Source organism: Flavobacterium sp. W1B (genome assembly GCF_047344965.1).
Taxonomy (GTDB): Bacteria; Bacteroidota; Bacteroidia; order Flavobacteriales; family Flavobacteriaceae; genus Flavobacterium.
In genome coordinates, this window is sequence record NZ_CP178845.1 from 2,118,838 (window position 1) to 2,137,312 (window position 18,475).

An 18,475-nucleotide genomic window follows, 5' to 3' on the forward strand; every position below is an offset into this window, starting at 1 on the left:
TAAATATTTGTTGTACAAAGTTACAATGCAAATTAACGAATGTATTATGTTATTATTATAAAAGATTATATAATTTACTTATTTGTTTTCTTTGTTGTTTCTTAAGTATTTGTAAGTCAGTATTTTAGTTTTGTTTTATTAACTTTGAAATTAAAGTAAAAAAAGGGCTTATTTCGAATTAATTATAGAATTGATCAATTGAGAGCCTAAGATGTCTTCCATTTCAAATAAATTGTCATCTTCTTCTTCAATATAATTAGATTCCTGATAATTGTATAATTTCCAACGTTTTTTATTGTATTCTAAAGCTGTTAAGTTTTCGACCCAATCGCCCGAGTTTAAATATAGTGTTGAGCCATTCTTGTTTTCTTTTCGAATCATTTTAGGCTCGTGAATGTGACCACAAATGACATAGTCGTATTTTTTTTCGATAGCTAGTTCAGCTGCGGTTTCTTCGAAATCTGAAATATGTTTGACCGCTTTCTTTACTCCAGCTTTTATTTTTTTTGAAAATGAATAAGGCTCTTTTCCAATTTTTTTTAAACACCAATTCACAAAGCGATTTGATAAAATCAGATAGTCATATCCCAAGCCGCCTAGTTTTGCAATCCATTTTGCATGATTTACCGAAGCATCAAAAATATCCCCGTGAAAAATCCATGCCTTTTTATCGTCGAGTTCCAGAACTAATTTGTCCACCAAGGTGAAATTCCCCATGCTTATATCGCTGAATTTTCGGAGCATTTCGTCATGATTCCCTGTGATGTAATAAATTTTTGTGCCTTTGGATGCAAAACCTATTATTTTTTGAATGACTTTTAGATGCGTTTTTGGAAAATAGGATTTTCTAAATTGCCAGATGTCTATGATGTCTCCATTTAGTACCAAAATTTTCGGTTTTATAGAGGATAAATATTTATTGAGTTCTAAGGCATGGCTACCGAAAGTTCCAAGATGAGTATCGGAAATTACGACTAATTCAACTTTTCTTTTTTTCAATTTATTCTAATTAATTTTTAACAAAATTAAGTGTACTATTATTCGCTGATATTTTAAAAAGGTTATCATTTTGTAGGATTCTTTAACGTAACGTAAAGTTTTTGTCAATTGATTTTAAAAAACAATCGCAATTTTTAATTTTTTACTTTAAGTCATAAAACATATATTTGTTCAAAATAATTATAATGGCAGGAAATAACTACGGAACACTATATAGAATAACTACTTTTGGAGAATCACATGGAGAAGCTTTAGGCGGAATTATTGATGGTTGTCCATCGGGAATAGAAATAGATTTAGAGGCAATTCAATTTGAAATGTCTAGAAGAAAACCAGGACAGTCAGCAATAGTTACCCAACGAAAAGAGCCGGACGATGTCCAGTTTTTATCTGGAATTTTTGAAGGTAAAACAACAGGAACACCAATAGGATTTATAATTCCCAATACGAATCAAAAATCAGACGATTATTCCCATATAAAAGACAATTACCGACCAAGTCATGCCGATTATGTATACGAAAAAAAGTATGGCGTTCGTGATTATCGTGGCGGAGGAAGAAGTTCGGCTCGTGAAACAGCCAGCAGAGTAGTGGCGGGTGCTATTGCAAAGCAGATGTTGCCTGAAATTAAAATAAATGCTTATGTTTCTTCAGTAGGACCTATCACCCTTGATAAACCCTATCAGGAATTGGATTTTTCTAAAATAGAAAATAACCCTGTTCGTTGTCCTGATGAAGAATCGGCTGTAATTATGGAGGAATATATTCGTGAGATCAGAAAAGAAGGAGATACGGTAGGAGGAGTTGTAAGCTGCGTAATTCAAAATGTCCCAATAGGTTTAGGCGAGCCCGTTTTTGATAAACTTCATGCTGAGCTTGGTAAAGCCATGCTTTCTATTAATGCCGTAAAGGGATTTGAATACGGAAGCGGTTTTAGTGGAGCAGAAATGAAAGGAAGCGAGCATAACGATTTATATAATCCTGATGGAACAACAAGAACTAATCTTTCTGGAGGAATTCAAGGAGGTATTAGTAATGGTATGGATATTTATTTTCGAGTTGCATTCAAACCTGTAGCTACAATCATGCAAAAACAAGAGTCATTAGATAATAAAGGAAATATTACCGAAATGACTGGTAAAGGACGTCATGACCCTTGCGTGGTACCACGTGCGGTTCCTATTGTTGAAGCAATGGCTGCAATTGTTCTTGCCGACTTTTATTTGATAAACAAAACATACGATACAAATATTTAAGGGAATTTATTTTTTCAATACAGCTAAAAGAATAATTATAATAGCTGTATTTTGAAATCAAAACCAATATCTAAATAATAATTAATATAAAATCGATGCATTCAACAACAGTTAAAAAGAAATCTATATTTGCTAATCTGACCACGCAAATACTTATTGCAATGGTATTGGGAGGGATTTTGGGTATTATTATTCATAATTCAGCTTCGCAAGAGGCTGCTTTATCATTTAGTAATAAAATCAAAATACTCGCGACTGTATTTATTAGATTGGTCCAAATGATTATTTCCCCATTGGTATTCACGACACTTGTTGTAGGTATAGCCAAGTTAGGGAATGTAAGCGCAGTAGGGAGAATTGGTGGGAAAGCATTGGGTTGGTTTTTTACCGCTTCTTTGGTTTCTTTGTTGATAGGAATGTTTTTTGTAAATATTCTGGAGCCTGGAGTTGGGCTTAATTTGTTAAATGTTGATATGACATCAGCTACAGAAGTGGCTGCAAAAACACAAAGTATTTCCTTCGAGAATTTTATTGAGCATATTGTGCCAAAAAGTATTTTTGAGGCAATGGCAACTAATGAGATTCTTCAAATCGTTGTTTTTTCTATTTTCTTTGGCTTAGCCGCTGCTTCTATTGGTGATGCTGCTAAACCGGTTGTTAATGCGCTGGATAAGACTTCGCATATTGTTTTAAAAATGGTAAACTATGTGATGAATTTTGCTCCAATTGGAGTTTTTGGAGCTATTGCAGGAGTTTTTGCTGTAAGGGATTTTCAAGAATTAGCGATTACTTATTTCAAGTTTTTCGGTTCTTTTTTAGTAGGGATTTCATCATTATGGGTAATATTAATCTTGGTGGGTTATATCTTTCTAAAAAGTAGAATGACACTACTTCTTAAAAGAATTGTAAGTCCGTTAATCATTGCTTTTGGGACTACGAGTAGTGAGGCTGTTTTTCCAAAGTTGACAGAAGAACTGGAAAGTTTCGGAGTAAAAGATAAAATTGTTTCGTTTATGTTGCCTCTGGGTTATTCTTTTAACCTTGATGGAAGTATGATGTATATGACTTTTGCCAGTATTTTTATTGCACAAGCCTATGGAGTTCATTTAGATATAGGAACACAAATGACGATGCTTTTGGTGTTGATGTTAACCAGTAAAGGAATTGCAGGAGTTCCTAGAGCCAGTTTAGTTGTTGTTGCTGCTACTTGTGGTATGTTTGATATTCCAATTGAAGGTATTGCATTAATATTGCCAATAGATCATTTTTGTGATATGTTCAGAAGCGCAACAAATGTTTTAGGAAATGCTTTGGCTACATCAGTGGTTGGAGAATGGGAAGCTGATAATGAAATCGAAGTATCTGAATAATTTTTTAGAAATAAAACATAAAAAAAATAGTAAGCCTGTTTGATTATTCAAGCAGGCTTTTTTATTGACTTCTATTAAAAAAAGAATATTTTTTTGTTGTACATAAAATATTTTGAATATAGATATTTTTTATAAAGCCTTAAAAATTAATGAAATATCATTCATTTGTTTAGAATATAAATGTATATTTGAGTATTAGTAGTAGTTTATGTACAACAAGAATCTAATTGTTTTTTTGGTAGTATTCTCCTTTAATCTTTTAAGTAGCCAATCGGTTGCTAAAAAGGATATGTTGTCAAATAAAGAAATTCTAAAATTAATAAAAGAAGCTTCAACGGATTTACATAATTATAAATTCGAAAAATCTTTTGAGACTTCTAGAAATGTTTTACATCATGCTATTATTAGTAAAGACGATTACTTAATCGCAAGATCCTATAATAATATTGCAGCCAATTATCAGGGGTTATCAGAAGTTGATAAAGCTATTATTTATTTTAAAAAAGGCTTAAGTTATGCCAATAAAACCAATAATGACACTATAAAAAATTGGTTAAATAATAATTTGGGAAACTTATATTGTTTTGACAAAAATCAATTTAATGTAGGGTTAAATTATTATAAAAAAGCTTTGAAGCATAGCGAAAAAATAAATGACACTACTCAGATTTATGTCACCAAGCTAAATATTACCTGGGCATATTTTCATATAGGTAATTTTGATGAAGGGAAATATTATTTAAATTTCATTAACGAATATAAAAAAAGATATAGCAAAAGCAGTACTATTATTGCTGTAAATATGCTCAATGGGATGTTTTACAGTCATAAAAAAGAATTCGACAAAGCAAATTTATTTTTTTTGGAAGCCATTAAATTAGGGAATAATGGAAATGAAATAGAAGATTTGTCTTATGCTCATGAAGAATATGCAAAGTTGTTATTTAAAACAGAGAATTATAAAGAGGCATATGAAAATATGGCGATTTTCAATAGAATTACCAGTGAACTTAATGATTCCAAAAAATTAAGAAGAGCTGGTCTGGTAGGAATTAATCTAGAGTTAGATGAATACAAAAGGAAGGTTGATATTATTGAATCGGAAAAAAAGCTTCAATACCAAAATCTAAGAAAATCTAAGATCATTGTGGTATTGTTTATTATTACTTTGTGTGTTTTTTTGCTCTTGTTTTATACCTTATTTAAAAGTTATATTTTCAAGAAAAGAAAGAACGAAGAACTTATTATAGCCAATAAAGAATTATCTGTTGCAAAGGAAAACGCAGAAGTCGCATCTCAAAAGAAATCACAATTTGTATCAACCATTAGTCACGAACTAAGAACACCTTTGTATGGAGTTGTAGGCATCACCAATATGCTTTTGGATGAACACAAAGAATTAGCAGATAGTCCGCATTTAAGTTCACTTAAATTTTCAGCAAGATATCTATTGTCACTTGTTAATGATATTCTCCAAATTAATAAAATAGAAGAAAATAGGATCATATTAGAAAGTAAGACATTCAATATTGCTGATGAAATTCATATGATTAAGAATGCTTTGACTTTTATTGCCAAGAATCATGACAATGTTATTATTATCAATATAGATCCAGAAATTCCGGAATATTTAATTGGAGATAAATTAAGACTTTCTCAAGTTTTGATGAATCTAGTTGGTAATGCTTTAAAATTTACTAAAAATGGCAAAGTAAACATAAACGTGAATCTGTTTAAAGTAGAAGGCAAATCTTGTTTTATTGAATTCAATATTGAAGATAATGGAATTGGAATTGCAATAGAAGATCAAGATAAAATTTTCGATACTTTCGTTCAGATCGACAGAAAAGAGATAGATTATCAAGGAACAGGTTTAGGCTTGGCTATAGTTAAACGTTTATTGGGATTATTCAATAGCACCATCCATCTTGAAAGCGAGAAGGGAAAAGGAACTAAATTTAAATTCGTTATAGCATTTGAATCCGACGCTGTTAAAACACTGGAGATTATTAATAATATTCAGGTCGAATTAAACTCAGAGCAATCGTTCAAAATTTTAGTTGTCGAGGATAATAAAATTAATCAAGTCATTATTAAGAAAATTATAGAAAAGCAAAATAGTAATTGTGTTGTAGCCAATGACGGTTATACTGCCCTTGAAATTTTAGATAAAGAAAGATTTGATGTTATATTGATGGATATTAATATGCCATTAATTAATGGTTTTGAAACTACAAGAAAAATTCGGCAAAAAGGGATTTATACACCAATTATAGCCTTGACAGCCTTTAGTAAAGAAGAAATCACCGAAGAAGCAATTTCGGCTGGTATTGATGATATTATAAATAAACCTTTTGAATCCGAATTATTATTTAAAACAATCAACTATATATTATCTAAAGAAAAAGAATGTTTTTTAAACTAAAAAGATAGAGTATTTTATTAAAATACAAGATATTAGAATTTATAAAAACGGCTAATATCTTGTATTCAAATCAATGTTTATTTGACTGCGATAGTCTTGGTTATTTTATTATTAGTGCCTTCTTTTTTTGCAATTTCCACACGAAGAATACCGTCTTTATAGTTTGCGGTTACATTATTTTCATCGGCATAATCAGGGAGACTAAAAGCTCGAGTGAATGATTGATAGTTGAATTCTTTTCTGTAATAATTGTCTTTTTTTCTTTTTTCTTCTTTCTCCTCTTCTTTTTCTGAGGAAATACTGAGCATGTTATTGTCGATTTGAATTTTAAAATCTTCTTTTTTTAAACCGGGAGCGGCTAATTCAACTTCAATTTTTTTATCAGTTTCTTTTAAATTTACAGAAGGTAAATTACTGCCTATTGACGAAAAATTCTTGCCACTCCAATCCATTAGATCTTTTGATAAGAAATCATCAAAAAAGGAATTTACAATTGGAGTAAAATTGTTTCTTTTTACTATAGCTTCCATAATTTTTTAGTTTTAGACGATTAATAATTAAGCTTAAAGTTAAAAAAAAGCCCTCTAAAAACTTTTAATTTAAATATTAATTAACTCATTATTAGTATTTTATAGACATAAAAAAAACACCTTTTACGATATTGGTAAAAGGTGTTTTTTAAGGTTGATTAACTAAAATAAATTACTAATTAATACCAGCGTTTTTTATTTTGCTTTGAAGCGTTCGATTTTCTAGATTTATGGGCGCCTCCGCTTCTGTTTGAGTTTTTTTGTGCTGATGCCGGAGCCGTTTCAGGGCTTCCAGAATGCCAAGGATAAGGATGTTCGTTTATCGTTTTGACATCTACTTTAATTAATTTTTGAATGTCTTTCCAATAGGCATGCTCGTCTTTACTGCAAAAAGAAATGGCAATTCCTCCATTTCCGGCACGACCTGTTCTACCGATACGGTGAACATAAGTTTCCGGGATGTTTGGTAAATCAAAATTGATTACAAAAGGCAGTTGGTCAATGTCAATTCCTCGAGCTGCAATATCAGTTGCTACAAGTACGCCAATTTCTTTGTTTTTGAAAGCTTCTAAAACGCGTTGTCTCGCGTTTTGAGATTTATCACCGTGAATGGCTTCGGCTGCAATGTTGTTTTTGCGTAGGGCTTTTACAACATTATCAGCTCCGTGTTTGGTTCTGGAAAAAACCAGTATATTAGATAAATCTTGGTTCTTTATTAAATGATATAATAAGTTTCTTTTCTCTGTTTTTTCGACAAAATAAACGTGTTGTTCTACATTTTCAGCCGTAGATGAAACAGGGGAAACCGTTACCGTTTCTGGATCTGTCAAAAACATTTCGGCAAGTTCGCGAATTACTATTGGCATTGTTGCCGAGAAAAAAAGAGTTTGTCTGTTTTTTGGAGTTAGCTTTACTATTTTTTTTACATCATTAACAAATCCCATATCAAGCATCTGATCAGCTTCGTCTAGGACAAGCGTATGCAAATGATCTAAATCAATAAAGCCTTGTTTGTGTAAGTCTAACAGCCTTCCGGGAGTTGCAACCAAAATATCGACACCTTTTTTTAGGGCATCAACCTGTGGGTTTTGTGAAACTCCTCCAAAAATGGTGAGTTGGGTTAAGTTGGTGTACTTTCCGTAATCATCAAAATTTTGTCCAATTTGTACCGCTAATTCTCGAGTTGGAGTAACCACTAGAGCACGGATTTGTTTGGCTTTTTTTGATGAACCTACAATGCGGTGCAATTGGTGAATAATTGGAATGGCAAATGCCGCCGTTTTTCCTGTTCCTGTTTGAGCGCAGCCTATTAAATCTCTTCCCGCTAAAACTAAGGGAATAGCTTGTTCTTGAATGGGAGTGGGGTTTGTATAGCCTTGTTCAAATACGGCTTTTTGTATACTTTTTGAAAGCGATAAATCTTCGAATAACATATTTTTGATATTAATTATCTTGTATTAAGTACATAGATAGTTTTGCAAAGGTAGTATTATTATTTTTGGCATCTTTTTTCAAAAAAAATCCAGGAGTACTATTGGCTTTTATGGTCTATTTTATGAAGGCACTTAGCTAATGGTGTTATTGGATTTTATAAAGTCTGTCACAAGATACCCAATCAATTTACCAATCAAATGACTGTTTTTTTCTTCGCCTAAATCAGGGGCGCCTTCGCAAATGTGTAAATAAGCGGCATTTTTGTTTTTGCCAAAGAAAGAGATAAATTGTCTTAACTCTTCAACAGAAAAACCGCTCATTGTCATTGCGCTACTGGCTATATTTGGGATGGCATCCAGATCGATTTCAATTCCATAACAATCTGTTTTTATGAATTCCAACGCATTAATCATTTCTTGGTAAAACTCTTTTTCTTTTCGAATGTTTAGGCTATCGTAAGTATTATAGCGCACTCGATCTTCTTTTTTCTTGATAATATCCAAGACACTTTTTGAGGTGTAATTTTCGTGTAAGCCAAAAATGAAATATTTTTTCAAGAATCCTTCTTCGTAGGCATAAGAGAAACCATTTCCGCTATGGCGTCCTTCTAGAATTCTAAAATCAGAATGTGCATCAAAATTGATAGCGTTGACGGGTTTTCCTTTTGCCAATGCGGTACCTTTTATATTTCCGTAGGAATTATTGTGTCCGCCACCTATAATTATAGGAGTTTTTCCTGATTTTATAATGTTGAAAATGACATGGGAAACATCCTTATCAATTTTTTCGACTAATTGGCTTAATTTAGTGCGGTCACTTGTATTGTTGAAATCCAAATGTTTCACTTCTTTCATTTCATCAGTAACATCTATTTGACCTAAAACAATCAATTGACTGCCTTTGCAAAAACGATTGTGCTGAATATTGGCAATGTTTTTTATAGCTATATCCCAAGCCGATGCAGCTCCGGGTCTTCCGAAATTTGCTCTAACGCCTATGTCTTCTGGAATTCCCAATAATACATATTTAGCTTCGCAAGTATTTAAAAATGAGATCAAATCAGTCTCTTTAGGTACTGTGATCATCTTTTCTCCAAATTTTATTTCGCCACTTCTATGGTTAGTGATCTTTGCTAAATCATTAGCTGTAAAACGCAGGAGCTTTTCCATATAAAGGTAAAAATTTCTCCAAAAATAATATAAATGTGTTAACTTACGTTATAACTTAAATATATATTATTAAATTTGATAAAAAAATTATTAAAAATGGAAAATCAAAAAAGTAGTTCAAGTTTAAAAGTTGTTATAGCTGTATTAGCTGTATTATTAGTGGGAAGTTTAGTTTATATTTTCAAAATTACCTCGGATGCAGATACTGTACAAACTGAATTAAAAACTACCATGACTGAAAAAGAATCAGTTATGAAGGACTTACAGGAATTAAAAGCAACTTATGATGCTGCGATTTCAGAGAATACTTCGATGTCTGAAGAGTTAATTCAAGAAAGAGATAAGGTTGTTAATTTAATGGCCGACTTGAATAAATCTAAAGGCGATGTTGCTTCATTGGCAAAATATAAAACTCAATTTGCTGCCTTACAAAGCAACATGAAAGTTTTAATAGCCGAGAATGATGGTTTGAAAAAACAAAATACAACTTTAACCACGCAACGCGATAGTACTATTGTGGTGTTAGGAGAGTCTAAAAAATACAATGAAGTATTGGTAGGACAAAACGAAGAATTGTCAAAAGCAGTTGAAAAAGGTTCTAAATTGTCTGTTTTGAATATGAAAACTTCTGCTTACAAATTAAGAAGTTCAGGGAAACAAATTGAAACGGATAAAGCTAGTAGAGCCGATGTACTTAAAATTAGTTTTACCATTGCCGAAAACCAAATTGCAAAATCGGGTGATAAAACTTATTACGTACAGGTAATCGATAGCAAAAACAATGTTTTAGGAGATAAGAAAACAGAGAACTTTGGTGATAAATCGTTGACTTATAGTTTTGAGACAAATGTGAAATATGAAAACAAAACAGTTAATGTAACAGAAGATTTGCCAGGTAAGGATTTTGCTAAAGGAACTTATTTTGTAAATGTTTTTGATAGAGATGAATTGGTTTCAAAAACAAGTTTTACTTTAAAATAATAGTATAATATAAGAATAAAAAAAGAGGAGCAATTAAGCTCCTCTTTTTTTATGCAACAATTTGTCCTTCTATAAGCACAGTATCTATTAAGTTACTGCCAAAAGCATAAGGCAATTGATAATAAGTGGGAATTGCTTTTGTAAGAATGAGATTTGCTTTTTTACCAATGGTAATACTTCCATGTGTTTCTGAAATTCCCATTGCATAAGCACCATTTATTGTTGCCGCATTGATTGCTTCTTCTGGAGTCATTTTCATCTTTATACAGGCCGTAGCAACAACAAAGTTCATGTTTCCGGATGGAGTAGAGCCTGGATTGTAATCTGTGGCCAGTGCCAGCGGAAGTCCCGCTGCAATCATTTCTCGGGCAGGAGTATAAGGAATACTCAAGAAGTAGGAACAAGAAGGCAAGGCAACTGGCATGGTTTCGGAATTTTTTAAAGCCATTATGTCTTCATTTTTCATGATTTCAAGATGATCTACAGAAAGTGCATGGTGTTTTACACCGGCTTGAATTCCGCCAATAGAGTTGAATTGATTGACGTGAATTTTTGGCTTTAAGCCAAAACTAATTCCAGCTTCCATTATTTCTTCGAGCTCTGGAACTGTAAAATAGCCGGTTTCACAAAAGACATCGATATAATCTGCGAGTTTGTTTTTGGCAATTTCCGGAAGCATATCATTGAGTAAAAGATCGATATATCCTTTGCGGTCTTCTTTGTATTTTAATGGAATAGCATGGGCTCCTAGAAAAGTGGCTTTTATCGCTATCGGATAATTTGCTGCCAAACGTTGAATTACGCGAAGCATTTTTAACTCTCCATCAACGGTCAATCCGTAACCTGATTTTATTTCGACGGCACCAGTTCCCAAACGCATGACTTCTTCCAGACGCGATTTCGACTGTTCGTAAATTTCTTCTTCTGAGGATTCGTTGAGTTTTTTTGCCGAATTTAAGATTCCTCCACCACGGTTAGCGATTTCTTCATAAGTCAATCCATTAATGCGATCTACAAATTCCTGTTCTCTATTGCCTGCATAAACAATGTGGGTGTGACTGTCGCACCAAGTTGGCAATACTATTTTTCCGGCGGCATCGATAACTTTATCAGCTTTGATTTGCGGTAAATTATCCATTGAACCAAAATTGGCTATCAAATCATCCTGAATTAATAAATACGCATTTTTGATTGTTGGTAGAATTGCCATTTCTGCGCCAGAAACTTTCGGAATTGAAGTTTCTCTTACCTGAAGTAATTCCTTGATATTTATAATCAGTGTTGTCATTTTTGTATTTTGTTTACTCCGTAACTTTGATTTCAAACATTTTGTCCCAGTTTTTCCCGGTTACAAAAAAAGTTTTAGTTTTCGGGTTGTAAGCAATTCCGTTTAAAACATCGGTGTCTGGCAATTGAGTGATTTTGCTTTTTAAATCGATAAGGTTGATAATTCCTTCAACGGCACCATTTTTTGGATTTATGATAGCAATCGCATCTTTTCCATAGATATTTCCATAGATTTTTCCATTAACCCATTCTAGTTCATTTACCGCTTTTATTTTTGTTTTATAGGAGTACACATTAATGTAGTCTACTTCTTTAAGGGTCTTTGGATCTAGTTTCCAAATTTTTTCGGTTCCGTCTGATTGGTATAAATAGGTTCCGTCATTCGTTAATCCCCATCCTTCAATTTTTTTAAAATAAGAGAATGTTTTTTCTTTTTTGAAAGTATCGGCATTATAGACATAGCCTTCATTGGTTAGCCAAGTAAGTTGGTATACTTTATTGTTAAGTATCGTTATTCCTTCGCCAAAATATTGATCTGCCAATTCTACTTTTTTATAGACTTTCCCGGTTTTGTAGTCTGTTTTCCTTAAACTAGAAATACCTCTAGTTTTTGTAGTGTTTCCCTCGCCATTTCCAGTTCCTTCATAAAGCGTGTCTCGATAAAATTCCAATCCTTGGGTGTAGGCTTTAATGTCGTGTGGATAGGTGTTTACAATTTTATATTCAAGTAATTTAGGTTGCACATTCGAAACCAATTCTACTCTTGCCGAAGCTTCAGAATTTCCGCCATCATAATATACCAATGCTTTTAGGTTTTGGTAACCCAATTTCTGGTCTTTCAATTCAAATGATAATTTTTCGGTTGCCTTAGTGATTCCAATTTTAGTATCATTCACATAATATATAATGCTGTCAATTGTCTTCTCTTTTGGGTTCAAAATTTCCAGACTTAGTGCTTCTTGAGGCTGATATTGTTCTTTAAATTTTGAAGTATCGAAATTAAATATAGAATTTTCACCTTTTTTTGTATCTCCACAATTAGAAAGAGTGATTCCTAATAAAATGATAGATAGTAAGTTATATTTTTTCATGGTCGAATTTTTTAATACCCCAATATACAATGTTATTTTAAGGCAGCAAAGGGCTTGCAAAAATATAAAAAGATTGTATATTTGCATCGGCAAGTCCTACACGACCAGCTCCTGCAGACTCCCCCAGGATGGGAACATAGCAAGGGTACGTGGTTGAGCGGTGCGATGTAGGTCGCTTGCCATTTTTTTTTAAATCTGAATTTATTTCAGCTTCTTTTCAAAGTTTATACAAAAGTAGTCTTCCTTATGGAGGATTTTTTTATTTTTGGGCCTTTCTATATCAAACAATCATACAGCATGGATAAAGTCGTTTTAATAACAGGAGGTTCCTCGGGAATAGGGAAATCGATTGGGGAATTTTTGCATAAAAAAGGTTTTGTCGTTTATGGCACGAGTCGAAATCCCGAAAAAATACTTAATTCTATCTTTCCTCTTGTGGCTTTAGATGTTAGAAATGCTGATTCTATAAAGTCAGCTGTAGATAAAATTATTGCAATAACAGGGCGTTTAGATGTTGTAATTAATAATGCTGGTGTTGGAATCACAGGTCCGATGGAAGAAATTCCGATGGAAGAAATAAAGAATAACTTCGAAACTAATTTCTTTGGGCCAATTGAGGTTATGAAAGCGGCCTTGCCACAAATGCGCGAGCAAAAATCGGGATTGATTATCAATATTACTTCTATTGCGGGTTATATGGGGTTGCCTTACCGCAGCGTTTATTCGGCTTCAAAAGGTGCTTTAGAATTAATTACCGAAGCTTTGCGTATGGAAGTAAAGCCTTTTGGAATAGATATTACCAATGTTGCGCCAGGCGATTTTGCAACCAATATTGCTTCAGGACGTTATCATGCGCCGGTAATTTCTGGTTCTGCTTATGAAAAAGTATACGGAGAAACGCTGGCTACAATGAACGATCACGTTGATGCGGGGAGTAATCCTAACGAAATGGCCGAAGCAATCTATAAAATCATGCAAACTAAGAGACCAAATGTGCACTATAAAGTGGGTGCTTTTATGCAGAAATTTTCGATTGTTTTAAAGCGAATATTGCCTGATAAAGTATATGAAAAAATGCTAATGAACCATTATAAGTTGTAATTTTACCGTGATTTTGCGTGAGGGATCATAATGAAAATCCTTTTATTTTTTCTTTTAAAAATAAAAGATTGAAATGTAGAGCCCGACCCTTGGGGGCACGCCCAACAATAAACACACAATTAAATTAAATATATTATGAAATTTTTTATTGATACAGCTAATTTAGCTCAAATTAAAGAAGCACAAGCATTAGGTGTTTTGGACGGAGTTACTACTAATCCATCATTGATGGCTAAGGAAGGAATCACCGGAAAAAATAACATCTTGAAACATTATGTAGATATTTGTAATCTTGTTGAAGGTGATGTAAGTGCCGAAGTTAATGCGCTTGATTATGATGGAATGATTAAAGAAGGTGAAGAATTGGCTGATTTACACCCACAAATTGTGGTAAAATTACCTATGACTAAGGAAGGTGTAATGGCTGCAAAATATTTTTCGGATAGAGAGATAAAAACCAATGTAACTTTGGTATTCTCTGCCGGACAAGCTTTATTAGCTGCTAAAGCGGGTGCTACTTATGTGTCTCCTTTTATTGGTCGTTTAGACGATATTTCTACAGATGGTTTGGCTTTAATCGAAGAAATTAGAGAGATTTATGATAACTACGGTTATGAAACGCTAATTCTTGCTGCTTCAGTACGTCACACAATGCATATTGTAAACTGTGCCAAAATTGGTGCCGATGTAATGACAGGACCATTATCTGCAATTTATGGTTTGTTGAAACACCCATTGACGGATATCGGATTAGCTCAATTTGTGGCTGATTTCGAAAAAGGAAATAAATAAAAATTTAGTTTCAATTTTTTACTACTTATAAAAAAAATCCCATTTCAATTGAAATGGGATTTTTTTATGATTATTATTTGTTGAAAACTATTTCTTTACATATGGAGGTAATAGTTTAGAAGAAACTTCTCCAAAACCAATTCTTACTTCTTCATTTTGACAAAAACCTTTCATAATTACTGTGTCGTTGTCGTTGATGAATTTACGTTCCGTACCATCACTCATTTTTACAGGATTTTTCCCTCCCCAAGTTAATTCTAACATCGAGCCATAACTATCAGGAGTTGGTCCTGAAATAGTTCCAGATCCCATCATATCTCCCGAATTTACACGACAACCGTTAGAAGTATGATGTGCCAATTGTTGGCTCATGGTCCAATACATGTATTTGAAATTGGATTTGCTGATTATTGTTGGTTCGGCTTTTTCTGGCTGAATGGCAACTTCTAAATTGATGTCAAATGAATGTTTTCCTTTTTGTTGTAAATAAGGAAGTGGAGTAGGTTCCTGTTTTGGGCTAGCTGTTCTAAAAGGTTCTAATGCATCCATTGTTACAATCCAAGGAGATATCGAAGAGGCAAAGTTTTTTGCCAAAAAGGGTCCAAGGGGTACGTATTCCCATTTTTGAATGTCGCGAGCACTCCAGTCATTCAATAAAACCATTCCAAAGATATATTGCTCGGTTTCATCTACAGGAACGCTTTCGCCCATTATATTGACATCTGTGGTGATAAATGCGGTTTCTAATTCAAAATCGATTGATTTTGAAGGACCAAAAATAGGAGACGTTTCGCCAGCAGGCAAAGTTTGTCCCATAGGCCTGTGAACAGGAATACCGGAAGGAATTATAGTCGAACTTCTACCGTGATAGCCTACCGGGATATGAAGCCAGTTAGGTAATAAGGCATTTTCTGGGTCGCGGAACATTGCCCCTACATTGGTAGCGTGTTCTTTGCTGGAATAAAAATCAGTATAGTCACCTATTAAAACGGGTAGTTGCATTTCGACATCTTCCATTTTAAAAATCACAATATCACGATGTTTAGTGTTATCTCTTAGCTTTGGGTTTTTTCCGTCAAAAATATCGGCAATGCGATTACGAACCAATCGCCATGTTTTTTGACCATCAGAAATAAAATCATTTAGGGTATCCTGCATGAACATGTCATCAGTCAATTCAATACCATCAAAGTAATTTAATTGCTGTAAAGCACCAAGGTCAATCGCAAAATCACCAATTCGAGTTCCAACAGTTACTACATTTTCTTTGGTAAGGAAAACGCCAAAAGGAATATTTTGAATCGGAAAATCACTATTTTCAGCTACTTCTAACCATGATTTTCTATTTGTATTATTGGCAGTTATTGGCATATTATGTTAATTATTTTGTTGAAAATTATACATCAAATATATTATAATCTAACTGTTTGGCAAGCGTTTTTTTGTATTTTTGCTCCAAATTAACTAAATTCAAAAAAATGCAACGCGACGAACAAATTTTTGACCTTATTCTAGAAGAACAAGAAAGACAAATACACGGATTAGAACTTATTGCCTCAGAGAACTTTGTAAGTGACGAGGTAATGGAAGCCGCTGGTTCCGTATTGACCAATAAATATGCTGAAGGATATCCTGGTAAAAGATATTACGGAGGTTGTGAAGTAGTTGATGTTATTGAGCAAATTGCGATTGACAGAGCTAAGGAATTATTTGGTGCTGAATATGCCAATGTGCAACCACATTCAGGTTCACAGGCCAATACAGCCGTTTTCTTTGCTTGTTTGAAACCAGGTGATAAAATATTAGGTTTTGACTTATCTCATGGTGGGCATTTAACTCACGGTTCGCCTGTAAATTTTTCAGGACGTTTATATACTCCAGTTTTTTATGGTGTTGATGCCGAAACGGGACTTTTAGATTACGATAAAATTCAAGAAATAGCCACTAGAGAACAACCAAAATTAATTATCGCTGGAGCTTCGGCTTATTCTCGTGATATGGATTTTGAGCGTTTTAGAGTAATTGCCGATAGTGTTGGTGCTATTTTGTTTGCTGATATTTCTCATCCTGCCGGACTTATTGCCAAAGGATTGATGAATGACCCAATTCCACATTGTCATATTGTATCGACTACTACACATAAAACTTTGCGTGGACCGCGTGGAGGTTTGATCATGATGGGGAAAGATTTCCCGAACCCATTTGGTTTAACAACTCCAAAAGGAGAAATCAGAATGATGTCTTCTTTATTGGATTTAGCTGTTTTTCCTGGAAATCAAGGAGGACCTTTGATGCACATTATTGCTGCTAAAGCGGTTGCTTTTGGAGAAGCTTTGAAAGACGAATTCTTTACTTATGCTTTGCAATTGCAAAAAAATGCCAATGCTATGGCGGAAGCTTTTGTAAAAAGGGGATACAATATCATTTCTGGAGGAACTGACAATCATATGATGTTAATTGATTTGAGAAATAAAAATATCTCAGGTAAAGAAGCCGAAAATGCATTGGTAAAAGCAGAGATTACCGTAAATAAAAATATGGTACCTTTTGACGATAAATCACCATTTGTAACTTCTGGAATCCGTGTTGGAACGCCTGCAATTACCACTCGTGGATTAGTTGAAGAAGACATGGAAACTATTGTTGCTATGATTGATAAGGTTTTAATGAACCACACAAACGAAGATATCATCGAAGAAGTTGCTAATGAAGTGAATGAAATGATGAGCGAAAGAGCAATTTTCGTTTTCTAATAAAAAATAAGTTTTTAAAATTTTAAAGTCGAAAGTCAAATGCATTAGTTTTGACTTTCGATTTTTGCTTTAGAATTATTGACTTTTAACTTTAAGACTAAAATTATGTCTGTACTTAGATTAAAATTACCAACCGATCCAAGATGGGTAAATATTGTTGAAAAAAATATAGAAGAAATCTTGACGGATCACGCTTGGTGTGAGCAAAAGGCGGCTACAAATGCGATTACGATTATCACCAATAATTCAGAACATCAAGATTTAGTTCAGGATCTTTTGGCTTTGGCCAAAGAAGAAATTGACCATTTTGAGCAGGTACACAATATCATCATCAAACGCGGATTGAAGTTAGGACGCGAACGCAAAGACGATTACGTTAATGAATTGTATTTGTACATGAAAAAAAGCGGTAACGGTAGCCGAGTTTCTAGTTTAGTAGAGCGATTGCTTTTCTCGGCGATGATTGAAGCCAGAAGTTGTGAGCGTTTTAAAGTGCTTTCGGAAAACATTCAAGACGAAGAGTTATCGGTATTTTATAGAGATTTGATGGAAAGCGAAGCAGGACATTATACTACTTTTATCACTTATGCCCGAAAATATGGAACCGGCATCGATGTAGAAAAAAGATGGCGTGAATGGATTGAATTTGAAGCCTCAATTATCGAAAATTATGGCAAAAGCGAAACCATCCACGGTTAGTTTTTAGTAACAGTTATTCATTATCTAATTTCTAATTTTATATGATTACAATAAGAGAAGCCCAATCAAAAGATTTCAAAACAATTCAAGAAATTGCGTATAAAACTTGGCCGGATGTCTACGGAAAAATACTTTCGGCAGCCCAATTGGATTATATGTTAAAAGCCTTTTATTCTCTGGAGACATTAACGGATAATGTTTTCAATAAAGGGCATCATTTTATTTTAGCTTTTGAAGGCGATTTTTGTCTTGGTTTTGCTTCTTTTCAGCATGATTATTTAGATAAAAAAGTGACGCGTTTGCATAAGATATATTTGCTTCCGGCGGCACAAGGAAAAGGTGCGGGTAAACAGCTAGTCGACGCTGTCATAAATTATGCAAAAGAGAATCATTCAACTGTTATTTCCTTGAACGTAAACCGATTCAACAAGGCATTGACTTTTTACCAAAAATTAGGTTTTGAAATTGTGGGTGAAGAGAATGTAAAGTTGGAACACGGCTATTTGATGGAAGATTACAAAATGGAAAAGCTGTTGTAGCCTATATCTTGGATTATCATTTAAGATATATTTCTAAAGTACTGATTTA

16 protein-coding genes and 1 other RNA gene are annotated in these 18,475 nt (G+C 33.5%); 10 read left to right on the forward strand and 7 right to left on the reverse strand.

Going from position 1 to position 18,475, the window contains the following annotated elements; genetic code table 11:
* Positions 1–168: 168 nt before the first annotated feature.
* Positions 169–999, reverse strand: a complete 831-nt coding sequence (locus ACMDB5_RS09155) for a UDP-2,3-diacylglucosamine diphosphatase (RefSeq protein ID WP_413997960.1) — start codon at positions 997–999, stop codon at positions 169–171.
* 185 nt (positions 1,000–1,184) lie between these two features.
* Between ACMDB5_RS09155 and aroC the strand changes: the two genes are divergently transcribed.
* The 3 genes from aroC (at position 1,185) to ACMDB5_RS09170 (ending at position 6,050) form a co-directional block, all read left to right on the forward strand.
* On the forward strand, positions 1,185–2,255 hold the full coding sequence (gene aroC, locus ACMDB5_RS09160) for a chorismate synthase (protein WP_413997961.1): 1,071 nt from the start codon (positions 1,185–1,187) through the stop codon (positions 2,253–2,255).
* A gap of 95 nt (positions 2,256–2,350) precedes the next feature.
* Complete coding sequence (locus tag ACMDB5_RS09165; RefSeq protein ID WP_413997962.1) at positions 2,351–3,625, forward strand: dicarboxylate/amino acid:cation symporter; 1,275 nt, start codon at positions 2,351–2,353, stop codon at positions 3,623–3,625.
* Between the two features lie 289 nt (positions 3,626–3,914).
* The gene (locus ACMDB5_RS09170) at positions 3,915–6,050 is read left to right on the forward strand and encodes a response regulator (protein ID WP_413997963.1); all 2,136 of its coding nucleotides are present in this window, start codon (positions 3,915–3,917) and stop codon (positions 6,048–6,050) included.
* A 77-nt stretch (positions 6,051–6,127) separates the two neighbouring features.
* Here ACMDB5_RS09170 and ACMDB5_RS09175 read toward each other — a convergent pair whose 3' ends face one another.
* From ACMDB5_RS09175 to ACMDB5_RS09185, 3 genes are all read right to left on the reverse strand, one after another.
* A complete protein-coding gene (locus ACMDB5_RS09175; protein ID WP_413997964.1) occupies positions 6,128–6,580 on the reverse strand; it encodes an Hsp20/alpha crystallin family protein in 453 nt (150 codons plus the stop codon).
* 179 nt (positions 6,581–6,759) lie between these two features.
* Positions 6,760–8,013, reverse strand: a complete 1,254-nt coding sequence (locus ACMDB5_RS09180) for a DEAD/DEAH box helicase (RefSeq protein WP_413997965.1) — start codon at positions 8,011–8,013, stop codon at positions 6,760–6,762.
* A 132-nt stretch (positions 8,014–8,145) separates the two neighbouring features.
* Entirely contained in the window at positions 8,146–9,183 is a 1,038-nt protein-coding gene (locus tag ACMDB5_RS09185) for a formimidoylglutamase (RefSeq protein ID WP_413997966.1), read from the reverse strand.
* Between the two features lie 96 nt (positions 9,184–9,279).
* On the opposite strand from ACMDB5_RS09185, the gene ACMDB5_RS09190 reads away from it, so the two are divergent.
* Positions 9,280–10,164, forward strand: coding sequence for a hypothetical protein (locus tag ACMDB5_RS09190; protein ID WP_413997967.1), 885 nt, complete (start codon positions 9,280–9,282; stop codon positions 10,162–10,164).
* Positions 10,165–10,213: 49 nt separating this feature from the next.
* Here the strand turns inward: ACMDB5_RS09190 and hutI are convergent, their stop codons facing one another.
* Both hutI and ACMDB5_RS09200 read right to left on the reverse strand, forming a co-directional pair.
* Positions 10,214–11,452, reverse strand: a complete 1,239-nt coding sequence (gene hutI / locus ACMDB5_RS09195; RefSeq protein ID WP_413997968.1) for an imidazolonepropionase — start codon at positions 11,450–11,452, stop codon at positions 10,214–10,216.
* Positions 11,453–11,465: 13 nt separating this feature from the next.
* A complete protein-coding gene (locus ACMDB5_RS09200) occupies positions 11,466–12,542 on the reverse strand; it encodes a glutaminyl-peptide cyclotransferase (protein ID WP_413997969.1) in 1,077 nt (358 codons plus the stop codon).
* Between the two features lie 87 nt (positions 12,543–12,629).
* Here ACMDB5_RS09200 and ffs point away from each other — a divergent pair.
* From ffs to fsa, 3 genes are all read left to right on the forward strand, one after another.
* Positions 12,630–12,727, forward strand: an RNA gene (gene ffs, locus ACMDB5_RS09205) — signal recognition particle sRNA small type.
* A gap of 112 nt (positions 12,728–12,839) precedes the next feature.
* Positions 12,840–13,643, forward strand: coding sequence for an SDR family oxidoreductase (locus tag ACMDB5_RS09210; RefSeq protein WP_414000373.1), 804 nt, complete (start codon positions 12,840–12,842; stop codon positions 13,641–13,643).
* Positions 13,644–13,778: 135 nt separating this feature from the next.
* Entirely contained in the window at positions 13,779–14,435 is a 657-nt protein-coding gene (gene fsa / locus ACMDB5_RS09215; RefSeq protein ID WP_413997970.1) for a fructose-6-phosphate aldolase, read from the forward strand.
* Between the two features lie 87 nt (positions 14,436–14,522).
* On the opposite strand, the gene fahA is transcribed toward fsa, so the two are convergent.
* Positions 14,523–15,806, reverse strand: coding sequence for a fumarylacetoacetase (gene fahA, locus ACMDB5_RS09220; RefSeq protein WP_413997971.1), 1,284 nt, complete (start codon positions 15,804–15,806; stop codon positions 14,523–14,525).
* A 107-nt stretch (positions 15,807–15,913) separates the two neighbouring features.
* On the opposite strand from fahA, the gene glyA reads away from it, so the two are divergent.
* The 3 genes from glyA to ACMDB5_RS09235 all read left to right on the forward strand — a co-directional run bounded on the left by glyA (position 15,914) and on the right by ACMDB5_RS09235 (position 18,426).
* Positions 15,914–17,188 (forward strand): serine hydroxymethyltransferase, encoded by a 1,275-nt coding sequence (gene glyA / locus ACMDB5_RS09225; RefSeq protein ID WP_413997972.1) that lies wholly within the window; start codon positions 15,914–15,916, stop codon positions 17,186–17,188.
* A gap of 105 nt (positions 17,189–17,293) precedes the next feature.
* Positions 17,294–17,887, forward strand: coding sequence for a tRNA-(ms[2]io[6]A)-hydroxylase (locus tag ACMDB5_RS09230; protein ID WP_413997973.1), 594 nt, complete (start codon positions 17,294–17,296; stop codon positions 17,885–17,887).
* A 41-nt stretch (positions 17,888–17,928) separates the two neighbouring features.
* Entirely contained in the window at positions 17,929–18,426 is a 498-nt protein-coding gene (locus tag ACMDB5_RS09235) for an N-acetyltransferase family protein (RefSeq protein ID WP_413997974.1), read from the forward strand.
* The last annotated feature ends 49 nt before the right edge of the window (positions 18,427–18,475 follow it).